The following is a 19,218-nucleotide window of genomic DNA, read 5'->3' on the forward strand; positions in this document are numbered from 1 at the left end:
TAAAGTAGTACCGCCGGTCACGCCACCGCGGCGGGTCGATTTCCCCACGATTGCTGGGTTTTCCCCGCGCTCATCCGAAGTCCCCGAGCGTCCGCTGGAGTCCGGCCGCCATCGTCGATTTTCGCCGGAGCGTCGACAGCGACACGGGGAGGTGCTTCGTGACGCCGCGGACTGCGTCGCCGAACGTTTCAGCGGTGCCGTGTTCGTCCTCGAACGCGTCCCGGACGGTCTCGCGAACCTGCCAGACGCCGACCGGCCCCCAGTAGTCGTCGGAGACGTGCCGGAGGACGAGCGCTTTCGCCTGCCGGCCACGGTCTTCGAGGTGTTCGAGGACGGCCAGCCGTGCTGCGTGGTACGCGCCGGCGGTCTCGTCGACGTAGCCTGTGCGACCCTCCGAGCCCTCGCTGTCCGCGGCGAGGTACATCCCGGCTTCGGGGTCGGGATTCCAGACGCTCCCGGGTGCTTTCAACTCGACGAGTTCGTACTCCCACTTGCCCGGTGCGAGGATCACCCAGAAGGCGTTTCCGAGGAACTCGTTGCGGTGGACTTCGACGGCGTCGATCCCAGGATTCGTCCGGATCCGCCCTCTGAGGTACTGGCCGACGGTGTCGTCGACGGCGGTGATCGACCAGCGCGTGGGCACGAGTCGCCGCTGGTCGGTCTGTCCGAGCGCGCCCGCAGAGAGAATCGTGTTGATGTCGTAGACGTCGAAGCCGCGGCGATAGAGGTAGTTCATCGCGCCCTCGGCGTTCCAGTCGTCGTCTTCGAGCGTCTTCTCGACGGGACGCGGCACGTGGGGGTTCTCCGCTAACTCCGCAGAGCGGGCACGAGCGCGCGGCCCGACCGGCGTGGCGACGTCTTCGACGCCGACGTCTAAGTCGACGTCCGGGCGTTCGTCGAGGCCGATCTCGACCGTCACGGGACGGTCGGCGATCGCCACTTCGCGCTGGGTGCCGAGAAAGCCGTTCCACGAGTCCGCGACGTTCGTCACCTTCTGTGAGCGATTGGAGTTGAGAAGCGACGTGCGCCGCGCGAAGACGTCGGAGATCGAGACGCCTTCGTCGTACCACGCTCCGGAGGTCTCGAACTGCTCGGCGTTTTCGTCGTGACCGACAGGCGAGAGAAGGCCCGTCGAGACGCGCGGGTAGTTGGAGGTGCCGACGAAGATCGACGGCGAGACGCCGCCGTACAGCGAGTCGCCCTGGATGGTCTCCTCGAAGCGATCCTGAAACGTCTCCAGGTGATCGAGGATGTCGTAGGACTTCTCCTCGGCGAGTCGCCGACGCTCCGCGCGCTCGTTCCGCTCGACGTCGACGTACTCGTCCAGATTCATCGTGTGGGTGTGCGGCGGGGACGGATATGAACCTTCGGCGTCTCGTCGATCGACCCGCGGCTCGGTGCGTGAGTTTATCTACGAACGAGCGGCCAGCGATCGTGTGACGTGATGTCTATCCCGCGCCGGGCAGCAGTTGTTCGGCACGTCGGTGCGGGACTGTAGCGTGCCGACTGTTCTCTATCGCACCGCTTCTGGCGACACGGCACATCGGACGTGGCGCTCCGTGGGGAGGGCGCTACCGGATGTGCCGCGACGCGAGAGCGTCTACCGGATGTGCCGCGACGTGAGGTCGACGTTTCTCTCCGGGACGATCGTCCCCCTGTGGCTGGAGGAGGTACGTTCGAATGTGGAACGGCCGAGTCGTCCGCGCTCGCAACAGAGGCGGCTCGACCGTCGAGCGACCGACAGTACGAAGCGACGGAGGGGATTTTGGCGCCCTCCGAGACTCGCGAGCGACGCCGGCGTGGCTCTAACTGTGGATGCCCATCGCTTCGATCTGCTCTTGGTAGCGATTCCGGATGGTGACTTCCGTCACCTGTGCGACGTCGGCGACCTCGCGCTGGGTCTTCTTCTCGTTGCAGAGCAGTGACGCCGCATAGATCGCCGCGGCCGCGAACCCCGTCGGCGACTTCCCGGAGAGCAGTCCCTTCTCTGCGGTCGTCTCGATGATCTCGTCGGCCTTCGATTGGACCTCCTTCGAGAGATCGAGTTCCGAACAGAACCGTGGGACGTACTTCTTCGGATCGACCGGCTTCATCTCCAGGCCGAGCTCCTGGGAGATGTAACGATACGTCCGGCCGATCTCCTTTCGATCGACGCGGGAGACCTCAGAGATCTCCTCTAAGGACCGGGGGATCCCCTCCTTGCGGCACGCCGCATAGAGGGCAGAAGTGGCGACGCCTTCGATAGACCGGCCGCGGATGAGGTCCTCGTTGAGCGCGCGGCGATAGATGACCGACGCGACCTCCCGTACCGATCGTGGGACGCCCAGCGCCGACGCCATCCGGTCGATCTCCGAGAGCGCGAACTGGAGGTTGCGCTCGCCTGCGTCCTTCGTCCGGATGCGCTCTTGCCACTTGCGCAATCGGTGCATCTGTGAGCGCTTGCGCGAGGAGATCGAGCGCCCGTAGGCGTCTTTGTCCTTCCAGTCGATCGTCGTCGTCAGCCCCTTGTCGTGCATCGTCTGTGTCGTGGGGGCGCCCACGCGGGACTTCTCCTGGCGCTCGGAGTGGTTGAACGCCCGCCACTCCGGTCCGGGATCGATCTGCTCCTCCTCGACGACGATACCCGTCGGTTCGTGGATGAGTTCTCCGTCACCCGTACGGACGAGGTCTTCCTCGTCCATATCCTCGAAGTCGATGTCGTCTTCCGCTCCGTCCGCCTCGTCTTCACGCTCGCCCTGCCATCGCGTCCTCTCGACGTCCTGTTCCCGCTGGCGGGTGGGCCGTGTCATCGCATTTTTATATTCGCTATCTCGATACAGTTAAACCCTCGGCTGGTTCGGGGTGCTCCGTCGCACGAGTCGTACGGTCGGCGGCGGCGACGACGTGTGCGGATTCGATCCGCGGGCTGACGACGCCCTCGGAGAGCGAGGAGAGACCGAACGGTTCTTTCCCGCGCTCTGACTCTCTCCGGTATGCCGAGTGTGGAGTGCGATCCCGACGTCGCCCGCGACCGACTCGAAGCCGCGGGCGTCGAGGTTCGGGCGGGTAACACCGACTACGAGCGGTGGCGTGCCGAACGCGGCGGGGCGACTGCCGTCGCCTACGACGACAAGGTGGTCGTGCAGGGATCGCAGCCGACAGATCTGCTTGCGGTCCTCCGGTCTGACGGTGGCGGACGCGCGCACGTGTACTTCGACGGCGCGAGCCGCGGCAACCCCGGCCCCGCGGCGATCGGCTGGGTCATCGTCACGAGCGACGGGATCGTCGACGAGGGGAGCAAACGCATCGGCGAGACGACGAACAACCGCGCGGAGTACGAGGCGCTCGCACGCGCACTGGAAGTCGCCCGCGACTACGGGTTCGACGAGGTCGACGTTCGCGGCGACTCCCAGTTGATCGTCCGCCAGGTGAAAGGCGAGTACGACACGAACAACCCGGAACTGCGGGAGCGACGGGTCCGCGTGCTCGAACTGCTCGATGCGTTCGATCGGTGGTCGCTCGAACACGTACCGAGAGCGGTAAACGGACGCGCCGACTCACTAGCGAACGAGGCGCTCGACGATGGCTGAAGACCACAGTGAGACGTTCGATCGACGGGAGCGCGAGGCGGCAGACGTCCCAGAGCCGGCCGACGGACGCCGGCCGACCGGAAGTGACGATGCGGCCGACGATCCCGAGATACCCGAAGACGTGATAGACGAAGCGGAGCGGCTGACGCGACTGGAAAGCGAGGCCGCCGTCGACGACGCCGCGGAGGCGTACCAGGAGCGTCGCGACGAACTCGTCGACGAGCACGACTTCACCGCACGCGTCCGCGACGAGGACGACACGCTCGTTCTCTACCCCGAGGAGTGGGTCGAAGACGGTACGGTCCAGTTCGATCGCATCGAGGATACCGACCGCGCGGTGGAGGTATCGCTGTCGGGTCCAGACCACGGCGCGGAGTGGGAACACGTCGAAGACGAGAACCAGGCGATCGTCGACGCGATAGAGAAAGAGTACGGTCCCGCCCACGCCGGCAACGTCCGCGCGTTTGCGGACTTTATGGGAAACCACTACCTCAAGACGGTCGCGGACGCCACGCCCGAGGAGCGCGAGGAGTTCCTCGCGGAGTACTACCCGCGCAACGCGTGGCCATCGAAAGAACAGGAATCCATCGTCGTCGATAGCGTCGAGCTCGTTGCCGAGGTGGTCGACGACGGAGTGCCCGGAACCTGAACTACAGTAGCATTCGCGAGTCTTCACGCACCGACCGCACGACAGCGTGTGATCTGGTGCGCAATCGGTTGCAAATGCTACGATATCCGGTCTATCGGTACGCTTCGACGAGGTCGGTGAGTTCTGCGGCGCGTTCGTCGCCGGTGACGAACTTCGCGAACATCCAATCGAACTGATCGAGGAGCGCGTCGTGGCCCTGTTCGGTAAGCTCGTACTGGTTCGTCCGCTTGTCGAGTTCGCTCTTTTCGACGAGTCCCATCTCGACGAGGTCGTCGAGGTTGGGGTAGAGTCGGCCGTGGTTCACTTCGGTGCCGTAGTACGTCTCGAGTTCGCGTTTGATCGCGAGGCCGTACATCGGCTCCTCGGCGAGGATGACGAGGATATTCTGCTGGAATGCCGTAAGGTCGCGTACCACACCTTCCGTGTCAGTAACTGTTTGTGCCTCTGACATACCAGTTGAAATGGGTCCGGGATATTTAACGCTTCTCAACTAATCTTCACATTAAAACCAAATCGGCCTCTAACCGGTTCTTGGCGGTCGCAATCGGGCGATCCGTGTTTCTTCCCCCACGGATATCGGCCCGGAAATGTCTAGTGATGGTCCCGTCTGGGTATTCTTGGACGAATATTACCCGATCATCAAATCGGTCGCATATACCGCGTTACACGCTGACACGTGTGATGCTACCTGTTGCGTACCGACGATGCGAAAGGACTTTTTGCTCGTTCGGAGACAGCACAGGTATGACGAACCTCTGGGAAGACATCGAGACCGGTCCGGACGCGCCGGACGTCGTCTACGCCGTCGTCGAGTGTCTAAAGGGCGAACGGAACAAATACGAGTACGACAAGGACGTTCCCGGCGTCGTCCTCGACCGCGTGCTCCACTCGAACGTTCACTACCCCTCGGACTACGGGTTCCTCCCGCAGACGTACTACGACGACGAGGACCCCTTCGACATCCTCGTGCTCGTCGAGGATCAGACGTTCCCCGGGTGCATCATCGAGGCCCGCCCGGTCGCGCTGATGCGGATGGACGACGACGGCGAGAAGGACGACAAAGTGATCGCCGTCCCCGACGAGGACCCGCGCTACGACGACGTCCAAGACGTCGACGACCTCACCGACCAGCAGAAGGCCGAGATTGCCGAGTTCTTCGAGACCTACAAGAACCTCGAAGAGGGCAAACAGACGGAGACGCTCGGCTGGGAAGACGCCGCCGCCGCGAAGGACGCCATCGAGCACGCGATGGACCTCTACGAAGAGAACTTCGCGTAAGCGACCCCCCCGTTCCGCTTTTTCGCGCCGTATCACCCTGCTTAGCGACGGGTTGAGTCCCCCGGATACCTCCCAGTAATGGTCGCTGTGCGCCCCGATGCGTTATGCGTATGGGTAATCTTTTGCCCGTAGGGGCTGAAGTACTATCTGTGATGGCTGCCAAGAACCCGCGCCTCGGCGTCGCCCACCCGACGGTCGTTCCCACCAACCACCGACAGGAGCGCGACGCAGACGAGGCTCCGACCAGCGAGAGCGGATCGGAAGAGACGACCGAGAACGCGGCGTAACGACGCCTTCTTCGAGCCACGTTCGACGACCGGACCGCTGTGCCGACGAGCGGTCGTGACCGCGAAACGCCGAACGTCTTGGGTGAAAAATACAAGACTGCTCAGTTCGTAGTTTCAGTATGGAGCAAAACGTCGGCCGAATGGATCGACGCGCACGCATCGCTGCAGGAGCGACGCTACTCGGTGCGGCCCTCACGACGCGCGGCCCGGTCCGGCGGGCGGCCGCGCTCGGCGCTGGCGGGACGATGCTCGCAACGGGTGCGACGGGGTACTGTCCGGCCTACGACGTCGCCGGCGTCGACACCCGCGAGAACGACGCCAGCCCGGACGGATCGGGTGGGGGTCGTCCGGACGGATCGGATCACACCGACGAGGCCGTAGAGATCGACGTCGAGGCCGCCTGAGTCCCGCCCGAGTTCTGGTCGTCCGAGACGTTCTCGGATCGGCGAGCAGCGCCTCGTCGAACGGTGCCCGCGCAATCGTCGCAAGACGCCGGTGGGCGGGGCTGGCCCGTTCGCCAGCCTCGCACCGCACGCGACTCCACTGAGGGGAACCGCTTTTACTTGCGCCGCGACTACGGTGAGTGATGGCTACCTGCGACGAGTGCGGGAAGCACGAGAACCTGCCGTACCAGTGCCGACGGTGCGGGAACACGTTCTGTGCTGAACACCGACTCCCGGAGAACCACGACTGCCCGGGCCTCAGCGACTGGAACGACCCCTCGGGCGTCTTCGACAGCGGGTTCGACGACTCAGTCCAGAACCGCGGCAGTACGTCGCGTTCGAGTGGCTTCGCCGACCGACTGCTCGGCACTGGCGGCCCGCTCGGGTACTTCCGTGGAAATATGAGCTACGTCTTCCTCGGCGTGATGTGGATCACGTTCGCGCTGCAGTACTTCATCTTCCCCTTCCTGCTCGGCGCGTCGCCGCGGAGTTCGCTCTGGCAGGCCGCGTTCGTGCTCTCGCCCGGGCACATCGAGTACGTCTGGACGTGGCTCACCTCGATCTTCGCCCACGGCGGCTTCACGCACATCGCCTTCAACAGCATCGCGCTGTACTTCTTCGGCCCGGTGGTCGAGCGCTATCTCTCCACGAAGCGCTTCGCCGCGCTCTTCTTCGGGGCCGGCATCATCGCCGGGCTCGCGCAGGTCTTCTCGACGCTGCTGACGGTCGGCCCCTTCGGCGCGGGCGTCGTCGGCGCGTCCGGGGCGATTATGGGTGTGCTCGGCGTGCTCACCGTCCTGAACCCGAACCTGAAGGTGTATCTCTACTTCATCATCCCGATGCCGCTGTGGGTGCTCACGTTCGGCTTCGCCGCGTTCAGCATCGTCGCCGGCTTCGGCGCCGCCGGCAGCGGCCTCGTCGGCGGTAACGTCGCCCACCTCGCACACCTCGCCGGCCTGCTCGTCGGCCTCGCCTACGGCGTCCGCGTGAAGGACCGGGTCGGCGTCCCGAACTCCCTGCAGTTCGGTCGCGGCGGCGGCGGAATGGGCGGTGGTCCGGGCGGCCCCGGCGGCCCGGGCCGCCGCCCCTGAACCGATGCGGCCGGTTCGTCCCGAGTTCGTCCCCGACCCCGCGCTGACGCGCGCGGAGATGGAGTCGCTGCAACTCGACGTCGCCGCGGCGGCGACGTGGGAAGACGCATTCGATTTCGATCCAACAGCTCTGTCGCTACGGGCCGACCACACCCTCGATGCAGCGACCGATCCCGACGACCGTCCGCTCGTCGCCGGGGTCGATCAGGCGTTCCTCGACGACCGCGCCGTGAGCGTCGTGGTCGTCCGCCGCGGGGAGACTGTCGTCGAGCGCGCGCACGCCGTGACCGACCTGGAGATCCCCTACATTCCTGGACTGCTCGCCTTCCGGGAGGGTGGGCCGATTCTCGCCGCGTTCGCGGAACTGGCGTGTGAGCCCGACCTCGTCGTCTTCGACGGCAGCGGCCGCATCCACTACCGGCAGGCGGGACTGGCGACGCACCTCGGCGTGTTGCTCGACCTCCCGAGCGTCGGCGTCGCGAAGGGCCTGCTCTGTGGCACCCCCGACGACGACGTCGACGGCCGCCCGGAGGGGTGGCGGACGCCGATCCGGGCCGACGCGGACGTCGAGAACGCTGCACCCGGTGAACAGATCGGCCACGCGTTCCAGTCCCGGCAGTACGCGTCGCGGCCGATCGTCAACCCGCTGTACGTCAGTCCGGGACATCGCGTGGGCGTCGGGACCGCGACCGACCTCGTCGAGCGGCTCTGCGACGGCTACAAACTCCCCGAGCCGACCCGGCTGGCGGACGCCTACGCCGACGAGGTGAAGGCGGAGTACGCATAACGAGTGTCGCGTCGGGTATCGCGGCGACGCCGCTGTACTCTCTCAGATCTCTCAAACACTCCTTTGATCCACCACAAGGCCCTTTCTGCCCACTGCCGTGTTCCCACGTGATGGACCTCACACGAGCCGCCTCCGTGGTGCTCGCCGTCTTACTGCTCTCCGCCGGTTGCCTCGGCGTCCCGAACGGCGACGCTCCCTCGACCTCGGCGTCGCCGACGGCGTCGACGCCGGCCGGAACGGCTCACGCGTCGGACCAGCCGGATCCGAACAAGGAGGTGCGACTGGAGAACGCCTGGAACCGGAGCGTCGAGATCCACGTGCGCGTCGTCCGCGAGACGACGAACGAGACGGTTCACGAGGCGACCTACACTCTCGAACCGGGTGCAGAACGCGACGTCTACAACCTCTCGGCGGCTGACCCGGCGGGGATCGAACCGTTCCGCGTCGTGGCGACCGCCCGCAACACGACAGAGAGCGTCACGATCGAGACGAGCGCGTGCTACGGGAACGCCTACGTGGAGATCACAGACGAGGGGGGACTCTATTCCTACTACGCCATCTGCTGACCGCGGATCGGTGTCGGTACCGAGCGTGCGCCCAGCGCTGACGTACCAGCCCGTTCGGCGACTCGAAAACACTTATTCGTACGCTCGCACTCCCAACGCGTATGAGCGAAATCGTTGTCAGCCTCCCCGACGGCTCTGAACTCTCTGTTTCGGAGGACGCGACGGTCGAGGACGTCGCCTACGAGATCGGACCCGGACTCGGCCGCGACACCGTCGCGGGCGTCGTCGACGGGGAACTCGTCGACAAGGCGGCACCCGTCCACGACGGTGCCGAGATCGTCATCGTCACCGACCAGAGCGACGAGTATCTCCGCGTGCTGCGCCACTCGGCCGCGCACGTCTTCGCCCAGGCGCTCCAGCGGCTCCACCCCGAAGCGAAACTCGCCATCGGGCCGCCGACCGACGAGGGCTTCTACTACGACGTCGCGAACGTCGACCTCGATCAGGACGACCTCGAAGCGATCGAAGACGAGATGGAGGCCATCATCGAAGAGGACCTCCCCATCGAGCGTGAACTCCGGCCGCGCGAGGAGGCACTCGACACCTACGACGACAACCCATACAAACAGGAGATTCTCCAGGACGAGGCTGCCGGCGAGGATCCCATCTCCTTCTACGTCCAGGGCGACTTCGAGGATCTCTGTAAGGGTCCCCACGTCGAGTCCACGGGCGAGATCGGTGCAGTGACGCTTCTCAACATCTCCTCGGCGTACTGGCGTGGCGACGAGGACAACGACACGCTGACGCGCGTCTACGGGACGGCCTTCGAGTCCGAATCCGACCTCGAAGACTACCTCACCCTTCGCGAAGAGGCCCAAGAGCGCGACCACCGAAAGCTCGGACAGGAACTCGATCTGTTCTCCATACCGGAGGTCACGGGTCCCGGCCTGCCGCTGTATCACCCCAACGGGAAGAAGATCCTCGACGAACTCGCCGACTACGCCCGCTCGCTCAACCTCGACGCCGGCTACGACCCCGTCGAGACGCCCCATCTGTTCCGGACGGAACTGTGGAAGAAGTCGGGACACTACGACAACTACGTCGACGATATGTTCCTGATGGACGTCAACGACGAGGAATACGGCCTGAAGCCGATGAACTGCCCGGGCCACGCGACCATCTTCGATCAGAAATCCTGGTCCTACCGCGACCTGCCAGTTCGCTACTTCGAGGACGGCAAAGTCTACCGGAAAGAGCAGCGCGGGGAGCTCTCGGGCCTCTCGCGCGTCTGGTCGTTCACTATCGACGACGGCCACCTGTTCTGCCGCCCCGAGCAGATCGAAGGAGAGGTCAATCAGGTGATGGACGCCATCTACGAGGTGCTCGACACCTTCGACCTCGACGCCCACGTCGCGCTCGCGACCCGCCCGGAGAAGTCCGTCGGCGGCGACGAGATCTGGGAGCAAGCGGAGTCACAGCTCCGTTCCGTGCTCGAAAATCAGGGTATCGACTACGACCTCGAACCCGGCGACGGCGCCTTCTATGGTCCAAAAATCGACTTCGCCTTCGAGGACGCGCTCGGTCGGAAGTGGGACGGTCCGACCGTCCAACTCGACTTCAATATGCCCGAGCGCTTCGAGCTCTCCTACACGGGCGAAGACAACGAGGAGCACCGTCCGGTGATGATCCACCGCGCGCTGTATGGCTCCTACGAGCGCTTCTTTATGGTGCTCATCGAGCACTTCGACGGCAAGTTCCCGTTCTGGCTCGCGCCCGAGCAGGTCCGCATCCTCCCGATCAGCGACGACCAGCTCGGGTACGCCCACCGCGTGAAGAACGAACTGGGCGACTTTCGGACCTCGGTCGAGGACCGCTCGTGGACGCTCGGCCGCAAGATCCGCGAAGCACAGGAGGACCGCGTGCCGTATATGATCGTCGTCGGCGACGACGAGGAGGAGAACGGGACGATTTCGGTGCGCGACCGGAAGGAGCAGGAGCGACAGGACGTCGACGTCGAGACGTTCCGCGCGCACCTCGAATCCGAGTACGACGAAAAGCGGATCGAGCCGGACTTCATCGAGGAGTAACGCGGTCTCTGGGATCTCTCACATCCTGCGGACGCGCGGACGGGCGGCGTATTTTTGCGAGTACTTCGATAGAGAGACGAGTCGGTCGTCTCGTCAGTCGGCGTCGTGACCGTATCCCGTCGCGGGCGAGGACTGCTTCTCGCAGATCTGGGCTCGACCCGGAGAGAGGTCACACACGCGGGTACGCGCCCGCCGAAGGTGCCGATAGATTCGGTACTCCAGACTCGACCAGTGGACGACCCGCCGCTGCGGGAACACCCGGCTTCGGGCGACCCGCTGTCGGGGGACCAGCACGCCGCCGAACTGCTCGCGGACGAGTTCGTGCTGGACGAGGACGAACCCAGTGAAGATGCCGAGGAAGCCGAGGACGGTCGTCTGGCTCACCGTCTGCCCGAGCAGGAGCCAGCCGCCGAGCGCGGCGACGATCGGCTGGAAGTAGCCGACGAGGTTGCTCTCGGCGGGGCCGACCCGTTCGTGGAGCGCGAAGTAGACGAGAAAGCCGATCACACCGGAGGCAACGGTCAGATACGCGAGTGACGCGAGCGCGGTCGTCGTCCACTCGACGGTCGCGACGGCTTCGCCGCGCGCGAGCGATCCGGCGAAGAGCACGCCGGCCCCGAGAAGCATCGCCCAGCCCTGCATCGAGACGTCTGCGAGCGTCGTCCGAAGCGGGGTCGAGAGCACAGAGCCGAGCGCGAACGTCGCGGCACCGGCGAGCAAGAGACCGACTCCGAGGAGGTCCGACGCGAACAGGTTCGACGGATCGAGGTCGGCGACGATTGCGACGCCGAGGAGCCCCACGGCGAAGCCGCCGGCGGAGACCGCGTCGAGCGAGTCGTCGAGGAGCATCGCAGCGAAGACCGCCGTCAGGACCGGTGAGAGACTCACGACGACGGCGGCAACGGGGCCGGGGACGGACAGTTGTCCGACGTAGAGCAGTGCGTGGTAGCCACCGACGAGGAAGGTGCCGACGACGGCGACGTTCAGCCATTCGGTGCGACCGCGCGGTCGGAGGCGGTCCGTCGTGACCGCGGCGTAGCCGAGGACGAGGACGCCAGCCAGCGCGTAGCGGACGGCCGCGAAGAACAGCGGCGGGACGTGGGCGAGTCCGGCCTCGATGGCGACGAAAGAGAGCCCCCAGACGGTCGCAAGTGTGACGAACAGCACCACCTCAGGTGGTAGAAACCGGGAACGAATTCCATATCTCATAGAGATATCTTCACTCAGAGCTAGAGCTGTTTATACTTATCTACAAAATAGAGCAATACAATCGTTTTAGATTCTATAATATTAGGAATATAGGGAGATATTACGCAACGGCACCGTGCTACTTCGAATCACGGCGAGTCACAAGTGATGTCGGGGGCCTCTCTCGGGAACGACACGCTCGGATCGGCGCTGGAATTCGGGTAGCGTTCAAGTGCTTCGACCGCCTACCTCCGCCTAGACAGTGCAGGTGAATCACCCCGAGACCGCCGCTACTGCGGTGAAACGATGAGCGAAGACAGCCCCGTCGTCGTCGCGAAACGGGTCGACGGCGGCGATACTGCCGACTTGAGCGAGATTATGGACCTGGCCCGCGCGGCCGGCTACGACGTCGTCGGCCAACTCTCGCAGTCGCGCGAGGAGGACGCGGCCTACCACTTCGGCGAGGGGAAAGTCGAGGAACTAGCCGCGCTCGTCCGCGAGACGAACGCCCAGGCGGTCATCGTCGACAACCGCCTGGGGCCGTACCAGACGTACAACATCGGCGGGAAACTTCCGGAGGGCGTCGAAGTGATCGACCGCTTCACGCTCATCCTCGAGATTTTCGGCCAGCGGGCCAACACCCGCAAGGCGCAGTTGCAAGTCGAACTCGCGGAACTGCGCTACGAACTCCCGCGCGCGGAGGCGAAAGCGTCGCTGGCAAAGCGCGACGAGCGCCCCGGGTTTATGGGCCTCGGCGAGTACGACGAGAGCCGCGAGCAGGACATCAAAGCGCAGATCTCCCGTATCAAGCAGGAACTCGACGCCATCGCCGACAAAGAGGAGACGCGTCGCGAGCAGCGCCGGGAGTCCGGCTTCGATCTCGTCGCGCTCGCTGGCTACACGAACGCCGGCAAGTCGACGCTGATGCGCCGGCTCGCAGACGACCTCGACGTGGGCGAGAACGAGGGGCTCCACCCGGATCTCGACCCGACCGCGGAGTCGGAAGACCGCCTGTTCACGACGCTCGGCACGACGACGCGCCGAGCCGACACGGGGACGAGAGACGTTCTCTTGACCGACACCGTCGGGTTCATCTCCAATCTTCCGCACTGGCTCGTCGAGTCCTTCGAGTCGACGCTGGATTCGGTCTACCGCGCCGACCTCGTGTTGCTCGTCGTCGACGCCTCCGAGTCGATCGAGGAGATGCGCGAGAAGCTCATCACCAGTCACGACACGCTCTACGAGCGGAACGAAGCGCCCATCGTCACGGTCCTCAACAAGATCGACCGCGTCGACGAAGACGAGCTCGCAGAGAAGCGCGCGGCGCTCGACGCCCTCGCACCGAACCCGGTCGTCGTCTCGGGACTCACCGGTGAGAACATCGACGAACTGACCGACCGCATCGAAGCCGAACTCCCCGAGTGGCGTGAGGAGCGACTGCTCTTGCCGATGTCGGACGATGCGATGAGCCTCGTCTCGTGGCTCTACGACCACGGCCACGTCGAGCGCGAGGAGTACACCGGCGAGGAGGTCCTCGTCGAGTTCTCCGCGCGCCCCGCCATCGTCGAGAAAGCGCGATCGAAAGCGGCAGACGTCCGCGTTCCAGCCTCCAGCGCGGAACCCGAATCCGCCGAGTCCGAAGCGAGCGTCGACGGGCGGTAGGATCTGGGGACCACTGGGCTCGATGTCCGAATCGACGACGCGGCCCGACTAGGCGTCGTCGACCCGCTGCTTCTCTTTTGTCAGGACTTCGACGTCGGTGATTCGCGTGTCGGGATACTGCCCGTCGGCCGTCTTCTCGGCGGCTTTGACCATATCCCAGACGACGTTCAGCCCGGTCGTGACGCCTTCGAGAGCTTCCATCTCACAGCCGGTCTTCCCGGTCGTCTCGACGGTCACGGTGAGCGTCACGTGGTCGTCCCGGACGTCGAAATCGGTGTCGACGTTCGTGATCGGGATCTGATGGCACATCGGGATCGTCTCCCAGGTGTGTTTCACCGCCTGGACCGCGCCGATGCGCGCGGTCGCGAGCACGTCGCCCTTGCCGATCTCGTCGTCGCGGATCGCGCCGATCGTCGACTCGGTGAGCTGAATCGTTCCGGCCGCGACGGCTCTCCGTTGTGTATCGGGCTTCGCGCCGACGTCGACCATCTGGACGTCGCCCGTCTCGTCGACGTGTGTGAGTTCCGCGTCGCTCCCGTCAGATCGAGCGTCACCGTCGTCCCTCCGGTCGGCGTCGCGCTCTGCGTCGGTCATTCGTCGCCCTCCCGAAGCGCCGCGGGCAGCCGATCGATCAGATCCGTTGCCAGGAGACCGTACCCGTTCTCGTCGACGGCTGCGTCGCCGGCGCGTCCGTTTCCGTAGGCGGCGACGGCGGCCGCCTCCAGTGGTGTGAGGACGCACGCAAGCGCGCCGGTCGCGCCCGCGAGAACGTCGCCGGTACCGCCGACGGTCATCCCCGGGTTCCCGGTGCGGTTGACGCGCGTCTCGTCGCCGTCGGTGATCACGTCGTAGGCTCCCTTCACGAGTAGCACGTGACCGACGTTCTCGGCGAACTCCGTGACCAGTTCCGCGCGCGCCCGCCACTCGGTGTCGGTCTCGCCGCCCATCGCCTGCAACTCGCCCTGGTGGGGCGTGCAGATCAGGGCCGCGTCGGTGTCGACCGTCGGGACGACTTGGAGTGCGTCGGCGTCGACGACGGCGGTGCCGTCGTAGCGTTCGAGAAGGTCGCGAACGGCCGCGAGGGTCTCCTCGTGACTCCCGAGGCCGGGACCGAAGACGGCGACGTCGTGCTCGGCCGCGAGCGTCAGAATTTCGCCCACGTGTGCCGGCTCCAGATGGTCGCCGTCGTAGGGACGGAGGATGAGGTTCTCGCTGTAGCCCTGGATCTCGCGCGCGACGGACGCGGGGCAGGCGACGCGGACGAGGTCCGCGCCGGCTCGGAGTGCCGCCTGTGCGGCGAGTGCGGGCGCGCCGGTGTACGGGCCGCCGCCGACGACCAGTACCTCGCCGAAGTCGCCCTTGTGGCTCTGGGCTGGACGCCCGAGTTGCTGGAGGTCGCCCGGTCCGGTGAACAGTTCCGCTGCTGACGGGATCCCGATGTCTTCGACGGTGACGTCGGCGTCGAGCGACGCCAGTCCCGGTTTTTCGTCGTGGAACGTCACCACGTGGTCGGCGTCGACGGCGACGCCCGCGGCTTCGCCGGTGTCGGCGTCGACCCCGGAGGGAACGTCGACCGAGAGAACCGTCGCGCCGAGGCGGTTGATCTGCCGGGCGGCCGTCGCCGCCGGTTCGCGCAGCGCTCCCGTCACGCCCGTGCCGAGCATCGCATCGACGATCACGTCCGGGTCGCCGAGGTCGAAATCGAGATCGACGGAATCTGTGACTGTCCGCGCGTCGTACTCTACGGCACGCAGGGCCTCCCAGTTTTCCCGGGCCAGATCGGTCGTGATCGTCTCCGGCCGACCGAGGAGGTGGACGGTGACGTCGTAGGCGTCGAGAAAGCGGGCGGCGACGAGTGCGTCGCCGCCGTTGTTTCCGCGGCCGGCCACGATCGCGACCGCGTCTTCGGGGTCGGCCAGGCGGCGTACCGTACGGGCGACGGCGTTGCCGCTCGACTCCATCAACTGCTTCCGCGGGATGCCGAGCGCCTCGGCGTTGCGATCCACCGCGGCCATTCGCTCGCTCGTTATCATACTCCTCAGTTCGGTCCGACCTATCCTAAAATGCGAGGGATGCTGTAGCGCGCCCGACGCTGGCCTCGGCACTGGCCGTCCCCGGCAAAGCGTGACCGCTCCGGTCACGCGTGACGTGGTGTGTGTCGGATATCCGAAACGTTTAGGCAGACGTACGTGGAATACGGTGGTATGTCGGGGCTCCTGCCGTCAGAGACAGAGACTCGTCCTCCAGATGGGGACGATGGCACCCTACGCGTGCTTCCGCTCGACGACGATGACGCCGCCCAGCTCATAAACTGTCTCGCCTCCGACACTGCCCGCTCGACACTTGCGGCTCTCCAAGAGAACCCTGCCACCGCCTCCGAACTCGCAGACGACGTCGAAACCTCGCTGCAGAACGTTCGGCACCACCTCGACAACCTCCGCGACGCAGAGCTCGTCCGCGTCGTCGACACCCGCTACTCCGTGAAAGGACGCGAGATGAAGGTGTACGCGCCGGCCCGCGACTCGTTGGTCGTCTGCGTCGGCGACTCGGCCGACATCGATCACACGTTCGAATAGCTACGGGGGGCGGTCGACAGGAGTCGCCGTCTCTCGCCGTTTCGTCTCGGCCGAGCGTTCAAATACTGAGCCGCGGCCACTCACCGACACCAATATGAGCGCGGCGCAGCCACTGCAGCACGTGAGTTGGCAGGCGGTCTTCGGCCACGACGACCCGTATTCCGAGCAAGCCGACGGCATCGACGCCGCCGTCGAAGTCGCCGAGGAGAACGGTTTTCTCGTCGTCGAAGGGGCGTGCGGAACAGGAAAGACGATGCTCGCGCTTACGGCGGGCATCGACCGCGTCCGCGACCCCGAGTCGGACTACGAGCGCGTGCTCGTCCTGACGAGCGTCAAGCAGCAACTGCGCCAGTTCGAGGCCGACCTCGAAACGATCAACGCGAACCTTCCGGACGAGTGGTCGCCCGTGTCGGGACTGACGCTCGTCGGGAAGGCCGACGTCTGCCCCTACAGCCGCGAAGGCGTCGCCGGCGTCGACGACGAGACGGTCTACGATCGGTGTGAGGGCCTCCGCGAACGAACGCGAAACCCCGTCGGTGACGGCGGCGAGACCTCGACGGGGACACTCGTTTCGGAGGCCCGCCAGACGCAGACCGGGCTGCTCGACTCGGGCTCAACACAGGGGCCCGAGTACCTCTCCACTGCCGGCGAACCGACGCCGTATCTCCCCGAGACCGCCGAGTACGGCGACACGGAGTACTGTCCGTTCTACGCGACGTTCCTCGACGACGTCCCCGAGGACGGCGACCCGATGGAGGCGGTCCCGTTCGATCTGACCGACCGCGGCCACATCGACACCGAGGAACTCGTTCGCTTGAGCGCCGGCTACGGCACCTGCCCCCACTCGGTGATGGGCGCAGTCCTCCCGCACGCGGAGGTCGTCCTCGGAAACTACTACCACGCGTTCGACCCCACGACGGTTGGCTCGTTCACGGGTGCGCTCGTCGACGAGGAAACCTTCGTCGTCTGCGACGAGGCGCATATGCTCGAACCGCGCGTTCGCGATCTGGTGAGCGACGGCGTCGCCGAATCGACGCTTCGCGACGCCGAGAACGAACTGACGCGAGTGATCCAGCCCATCGAGTTCGAGGACGCGGGGAAATCAAGTGCAGATGGCGACGCCGGAAGCGCCGACGCCGACCTCGTCCGCGGCGAACTCGCCGACGCGGACGTGACTCTCCGCGAAGTGCGCGAGATCCGCGAGTTCGTCTCGGATCTCCGATCGGAGATCGACCGCCGCGTGAACGCTCACCTGGACCGGACACTGCCGGACTGGCGCGCGGACCTCACGCGCCTCGACGACGACGAGATCCCACTCCGCGACCCCGAAGATCCCGGCGTCGACGAACTCACGGCGTGGGCCGACGACGCCGGCTACGACGAAGCGACGTGGCTTCGTGCGGAGTCAGTCGGCGCCGTCGTCGCTCGCATCCTGAACGAGGCCGAAGACGACGACGTCCGGCGGGCCGCCCCCGCCGTCGGGCGAACGCTCGCGAACTGGGTTCGGACCGACCACGTCGCGTACTTCAGAGAACTCGAACTCGAACGCACCTGGGACGAGACCGCCCGCCAGAACTCCTGGCGACGCGCCTACAACGCCCGCATCTCGCTGCACAACTGCGTCCCCGGCGAGGCGATTGCAGAGCGGCTCGGCGAGTTCGGCGGCGGCGTCCTGATGTCGGCGACGCTCGAACCGATGGCTGTCTTTCGGGAAGTAACAGGGCTGGACGCGCTCGCGGACGACGGCCGGCCGATCGAGGAGCGGACCTACGGGCTCTCGTTCCCCGCGACGAACCGCGCGTCCTTCGCCGTCGACGTGCCGAAGTTCACCCACGAGAACCGCGGCCCGCGGGGCGAACTGAATCCGACCCGACGCGCCCACGTCGATGCCGTCTGTGAGATCGCGCGCTCGCCGGGGAACGTCCTCGTCGGGATGCCGAACTACGCAGAGGCCGCGTGGATGGCCGAGGCCCTCTCGGAGCGACTCGACCGCCCGGTGCTCCTCGACGAAGCGTCCGACGACGACGCGACCGAGGCCCTGAAGACGGAGTTCTTCGGCGGGGAGTCGAAAGTCCTCGTCACGAGCCTCCGCGGGACGCTCACCGAGGGCGTCGACTACCGGGGCGACCGCCTCGCTGCGGCGGTCGTCTGCGGCGTGCCGATCATCGACACGTCGAGTCCGCGGACGCGGGCGGTGAAGACGGCGTACGATCGCCGGTTCGGTTCCGAGGGCAAAGGGAGTCGGAGCGGATTCGAGACGGCGCTCACCGTGCCGGCCGTGCGAAAAGCGCGGCAGGCGATCGGGCGCGTCATTCGCGGGCCCGACGAGGTCGGGATCCGTGCACTCGTGGACGCCCGCTACGCCCGCGAGTCCTGGGACAGCGTCCGGGAGTACCTCCCCGAGACCGAACGCGAGGAGTTCGATCCGGTCAGTCCGGATATGCTCGGCTACGGCGTCGATCGGTTCTGGTCGTCGCTCGAAGCGAACTGAGAGAGAGAAGTCGCTATTCGTCGTAGGCGGCCTTACACTCGTCAGAACAGAAGTGTCGCTCTTGCACCTGGCTGTCCTCAATCCACGTAACGACGCGGTGGGTCGGCGACTGCACGATCTTCTCTCCGCAGGTCGCACACGCGGGTGCGTTAGATTCGTCGATATCCTCTCCGAGATCGGAGGTCGGGTCTACCATCTCTTCGAGTGCTTGGCACTCGGGCACACTTGACTCCGTGTTACCCGGCGGAACTTGCCTGCCAACAGTAGTGGTTTAGTACGTCCGTAGCGATAGTCCGAGTGTGGACTGAGATGTCCGACTTGCCCGGCGATCCCGAAAATCGCGCTCCAGAGCCGAGAGCCGAACGCACCGACGATGCGTCGCATCGACTGTTCGAACTCCGAAGCGTCGTCGTCCGCTACGAGGAACGGCCGGACCGCTGTACGATCTACCCGCGTCGGGAGAGTTGCTGTGAACACGTCGACGCCTGGCTATCCGCCGACGCGGACGCGTTCGTCCCCCTAGAAGAAATGCGGTAGTGGCGCCGCAGGACGTCCGTCACTTTCCCGGTTGGCGTCTCCCGCCGCGCTTGCCGGTCTCGAATGG

The 19,218-nt window shown here is 65.7% G+C and carries 20 protein-coding genes; 13 read left to right on the plus strand and 7 right to left on the minus strand.

The genetic code is table 11. The features are described 5' to 3' along the window. Positions 1 to 70: 70 nt before the first annotated feature. Entirely contained in the window at positions 71 to 1,333 is a 1,263-nt protein-coding gene (nreA, locus tag RBH22_RS02155) for a DNA repair protein NreA (protein WP_256288063.1), read from the minus strand. A gap of 472 nt (positions 1,334 to 1,805) precedes the next feature. Continuing rightward, positions 1,806 to 2,789, minus strand: a complete 984-nt coding sequence (locus RBH22_RS02160) for a transcription initiation factor IIB (protein ID WP_121568108.1) — start codon at positions 2,787 to 2,789, stop codon at positions 1,806 to 1,808. A 183-nt stretch (positions 2,790 to 2,972) separates the two neighbouring features. Between RBH22_RS02160 and rnhA the strand changes: the two genes are divergently transcribed. Continuing rightward, entirely contained in the window at positions 2,973 to 3,569 is a 597-nt protein-coding gene (gene rnhA, locus RBH22_RS02165) for a ribonuclease HI (RefSeq protein WP_256544692.1), read from the plus strand. Beyond that, entirely contained in the window at positions 3,562 to 4,218 is a 657-nt protein-coding gene (locus tag RBH22_RS02170) for a rnhA operon protein (RefSeq protein WP_256544693.1), read from the plus strand. Before rnhA ends, RBH22_RS02170 begins: the two co-directional genes overlap by 8 nt. Positions 4,219 to 4,309: 91 nt before the next feature. Here RBH22_RS02170 and RBH22_RS02175 read toward each other — a convergent pair whose 3' ends face one another. After that, positions 4,310 to 4,669, minus strand: coding sequence for a PadR family transcriptional regulator (locus tag RBH22_RS02175; protein WP_256288066.1), 360 nt, complete (start codon positions 4,667 to 4,669; stop codon positions 4,310 to 4,312). A gap of 293 nt (positions 4,670 to 4,962) precedes the next feature. On the opposite strand from RBH22_RS02175, the gene RBH22_RS02180 reads away from it, so the two are divergent. The 7 genes from RBH22_RS02180 to thrS all read left to right on the plus strand — a co-directional run bounded on the left by RBH22_RS02180 (position 4,963) and on the right by thrS (position 10,697). Beyond that, positions 4,963 to 5,496 (plus strand): inorganic diphosphatase, encoded by a 534-nt coding sequence (locus RBH22_RS02180; RefSeq protein WP_256288067.1) that lies wholly within the window; start codon positions 4,963 to 4,965, stop codon positions 5,494 to 5,496. Between the two features lie 152 nt (positions 5,497 to 5,648). Then, positions 5,649 to 5,783, plus strand: a complete 135-nt coding sequence (locus RBH22_RS02185; RefSeq protein ID WP_256288068.1) for a hypothetical protein — start codon at positions 5,649 to 5,651, stop codon at positions 5,781 to 5,783. Between the two features lie 119 nt (positions 5,784 to 5,902). Continuing rightward, positions 5,903 to 6,187, plus strand: coding sequence for a DUF2892 domain-containing protein (locus RBH22_RS02190; protein ID WP_256288069.1), 285 nt, complete (start codon positions 5,903 to 5,905; stop codon positions 6,185 to 6,187). 182 nt (positions 6,188 to 6,369) lie between these two features. Beyond that, positions 6,370 to 7,317 (plus strand): rhomboid family intramembrane serine protease, encoded by a 948-nt coding sequence (locus tag RBH22_RS02195; protein WP_256288070.1) that lies wholly within the window; start codon positions 6,370 to 6,372, stop codon positions 7,315 to 7,317. A 4-nt stretch (positions 7,318 to 7,321) separates the two neighbouring features. Further along, the gene (locus RBH22_RS02200) at positions 7,322 to 8,104 is read left to right on the plus strand and encodes an endonuclease V (RefSeq protein WP_306676729.1); all 783 of its coding nucleotides are present in this window, start codon (positions 7,322 to 7,324) and stop codon (positions 8,102 to 8,104) included. Positions 8,105 to 8,214: 110 nt separating this feature from the next. Next, positions 8,215 to 8,670 carry a hypothetical protein gene (locus RBH22_RS02205; protein ID WP_256544697.1) on the plus strand — a complete coding sequence of 152 codons (456 nt, stop codon included), beginning with the start codon at positions 8,215 to 8,217 and terminating at the stop codon, positions 8,668 to 8,670. Between the two features lie 101 nt (positions 8,671 to 8,771). Continuing rightward, on the plus strand, positions 8,772 to 10,697 hold the full coding sequence (thrS, locus tag RBH22_RS02210; RefSeq protein WP_256544698.1) for a threonine--tRNA ligase: 1,926 nt from the start codon (positions 8,772 to 8,774) through the stop codon (positions 10,695 to 10,697). 93 nt (positions 10,698 to 10,790) lie between these two features. Here the strand turns inward: thrS and RBH22_RS02215 are convergent, their stop codons facing one another. After that, the gene (locus tag RBH22_RS02215; RefSeq protein WP_306676406.1) at positions 10,791 to 11,864 is read right to left on the minus strand and encodes an EamA family transporter; all 1,074 of its coding nucleotides are present in this window, start codon (positions 11,862 to 11,864) and stop codon (positions 10,791 to 10,793) included. Positions 11,865 to 12,191: 327 nt separating this feature from the next. Between RBH22_RS02215 and hflX the strand changes: the two genes are divergently transcribed. After that, a complete protein-coding gene (gene hflX, locus RBH22_RS02220; protein ID WP_306676407.1) occupies positions 12,192 to 13,547 on the plus strand; it encodes a GTPase HflX in 1,356 nt (451 codons plus the stop codon). Between the two features lie 48 nt (positions 13,548 to 13,595). Here the strand turns inward: hflX and moaC are convergent, their stop codons facing one another. Together moaC and RBH22_RS02230 are read right to left on the minus strand one after the other, a co-directional pair. Further along, complete coding sequence (gene moaC, locus RBH22_RS02225; RefSeq protein ID WP_256288075.1) at positions 13,596 to 14,141, minus strand: cyclic pyranopterin monophosphate synthase MoaC; 546 nt, start codon at positions 14,139 to 14,141, stop codon at positions 13,596 to 13,598. Then, positions 14,138 to 15,580, minus strand: coding sequence for an NAD(P)H-hydrate dehydratase (locus RBH22_RS02230; protein ID WP_306676408.1), 1,443 nt, complete (start codon positions 15,578 to 15,580; stop codon positions 14,138 to 14,140). Before RBH22_RS02230 ends, moaC begins: the two co-directional genes overlap by 4 nt. Positions 15,581 to 15,751: 171 nt before the next feature. Between RBH22_RS02230 and RBH22_RS02235 the strand changes: the two genes are divergently transcribed. Both RBH22_RS02235 and RBH22_RS02240 read left to right on the plus strand, forming a co-directional pair. After that, positions 15,752 to 16,123, plus strand: a complete 372-nt coding sequence (locus tag RBH22_RS02235; protein ID WP_256544701.1) for a winged helix-turn-helix domain-containing protein — start codon at positions 15,752 to 15,754, stop codon at positions 16,121 to 16,123. A 94-nt stretch (positions 16,124 to 16,217) separates the two neighbouring features. Beyond that, positions 16,218 to 18,614, plus strand: coding sequence for an ATP-dependent DNA helicase (locus RBH22_RS02240; RefSeq protein ID WP_306676409.1), 2,397 nt, complete (start codon positions 16,218 to 16,220; stop codon positions 18,612 to 18,614). A 13-nt stretch (positions 18,615 to 18,627) separates the two neighbouring features. On the opposite strand, the gene RBH22_RS02245 is transcribed toward RBH22_RS02240, so the two are convergent. After that, the gene (locus RBH22_RS02245; RefSeq protein WP_256288416.1) at positions 18,628 to 18,810 is read right to left on the minus strand and encodes a hypothetical protein; all 183 of its coding nucleotides are present in this window, start codon (positions 18,808 to 18,810) and stop codon (positions 18,628 to 18,630) included. Positions 18,811 to 18,923: 113 nt separating this feature from the next. On the opposite strand from RBH22_RS02245, the gene RBH22_RS02250 reads away from it, so the two are divergent. Next, a complete protein-coding gene (locus RBH22_RS02250; RefSeq protein ID WP_121568125.1) occupies positions 18,924 to 19,151 on the plus strand; it encodes a hypothetical protein in 228 nt (75 codons plus the stop codon). Positions 19,152 to 19,218 lie beyond the last annotated feature (67 nt).

It is taken from the genome of Halobellus sp. H-GB7, assembly GCF_030848585.1.
GTDB classification, from domain to species: domain Archaea; phylum Halobacteriota; class Halobacteria; order Halobacteriales; family Haloferacaceae; genus Haloquadratum; species Haloquadratum inordinatus.

Bases quoted from the DNA above. Each gene is read 5' to 3' on its own strand.
- RBH22_RS02240 (WP_306676409.1), top strand. From the start codon at position 16,218: ATGAGCGCGGCGCAGCCACTGCAGCACGTGAGTTGGCAGGCGGTCTTC.
- moaC (WP_256288075.1), bottom strand. From the start codon at position 14,141: ATGACCGACGCAGAGCGCGACGCCGACCGGAGGGACGACGGTGACGCT.
- nreA (WP_256288063.1), bottom strand. From the start codon at position 1,333: ATGAATCTGGACGAGTACGTCGACGTCGAGCGGAACGAGCGCGCGGAG.
- RBH22_RS02230 (WP_306676408.1), bottom strand. From the start codon at position 15,580: ATGATAACGAGCGAGCGAATGGCCGCGGTGGATCGCAACGCCGAGGCG.
- RBH22_RS02190 (WP_256288069.1), top strand. From the start codon at position 5,903: ATGGAGCAAAACGTCGGCCGAATGGATCGACGCGCACGCATCGCTGCA.
- RBH22_RS02200 (WP_306676729.1), top strand. From the start codon at position 7,322: ATGCGGCCGGTTCGTCCCGAGTTCGTCCCCGACCCCGCGCTGACGCGC.
- RBH22_RS02160 (WP_121568108.1), bottom strand. From the start codon at position 2,789: ATGACACGGCCCACCCGCCAGCGGGAACAGGACGTCGAGAGGACGCGA.
- RBH22_RS02250 (WP_121568125.1), top strand. From the start codon at position 18,924: ATGTCCGACTTGCCCGGCGATCCCGAAAATCGCGCTCCAGAGCCGAGA.
- RBH22_RS02205 (WP_256544697.1), top strand. From the start codon at position 8,215: ATGGACCTCACACGAGCCGCCTCCGTGGTGCTCGCCGTCTTACTGCTC.
- RBH22_RS02185 (WP_256288068.1), top strand. From the start codon at position 5,649: ATGGCTGCCAAGAACCCGCGCCTCGGCGTCGCCCACCCGACGGTCGTT.
- hflX (WP_306676407.1), top strand. From the start codon at position 12,192: ATGAGCGAAGACAGCCCCGTCGTCGTCGCGAAACGGGTCGACGGCGGC.
- RBH22_RS02245 (WP_256288416.1), bottom strand. From the start codon at position 18,810: ATGGTAGACCCGACCTCCGATCTCGGAGAGGATATCGACGAATCTAAC.
- thrS (WP_256544698.1), top strand. From the start codon at position 8,772: ATGAGCGAAATCGTTGTCAGCCTCCCCGACGGCTCTGAACTCTCTGTT.
- RBH22_RS02195 (WP_256288070.1), top strand. From the start codon at position 6,370: ATGGCTACCTGCGACGAGTGCGGGAAGCACGAGAACCTGCCGTACCAG.
- RBH22_RS02180 (WP_256288067.1), top strand. From the start codon at position 4,963: ATGACGAACCTCTGGGAAGACATCGAGACCGGTCCGGACGCGCCGGAC.
- RBH22_RS02170 (WP_256544693.1), top strand. From the start codon at position 3,562: ATGGCTGAAGACCACAGTGAGACGTTCGATCGACGGGAGCGCGAGGCG.
- RBH22_RS02175 (WP_256288066.1), bottom strand. From the start codon at position 4,669: ATGTCAGAGGCACAAACAGTTACTGACACGGAAGGTGTGGTACGCGAC.
- RBH22_RS02235 (WP_256544701.1), top strand. From the start codon at position 15,752: ATGTCGGGGCTCCTGCCGTCAGAGACAGAGACTCGTCCTCCAGATGGG.
- rnhA (WP_256544692.1), top strand. From the start codon at position 2,973: ATGCCGAGTGTGGAGTGCGATCCCGACGTCGCCCGCGACCGACTCGAA.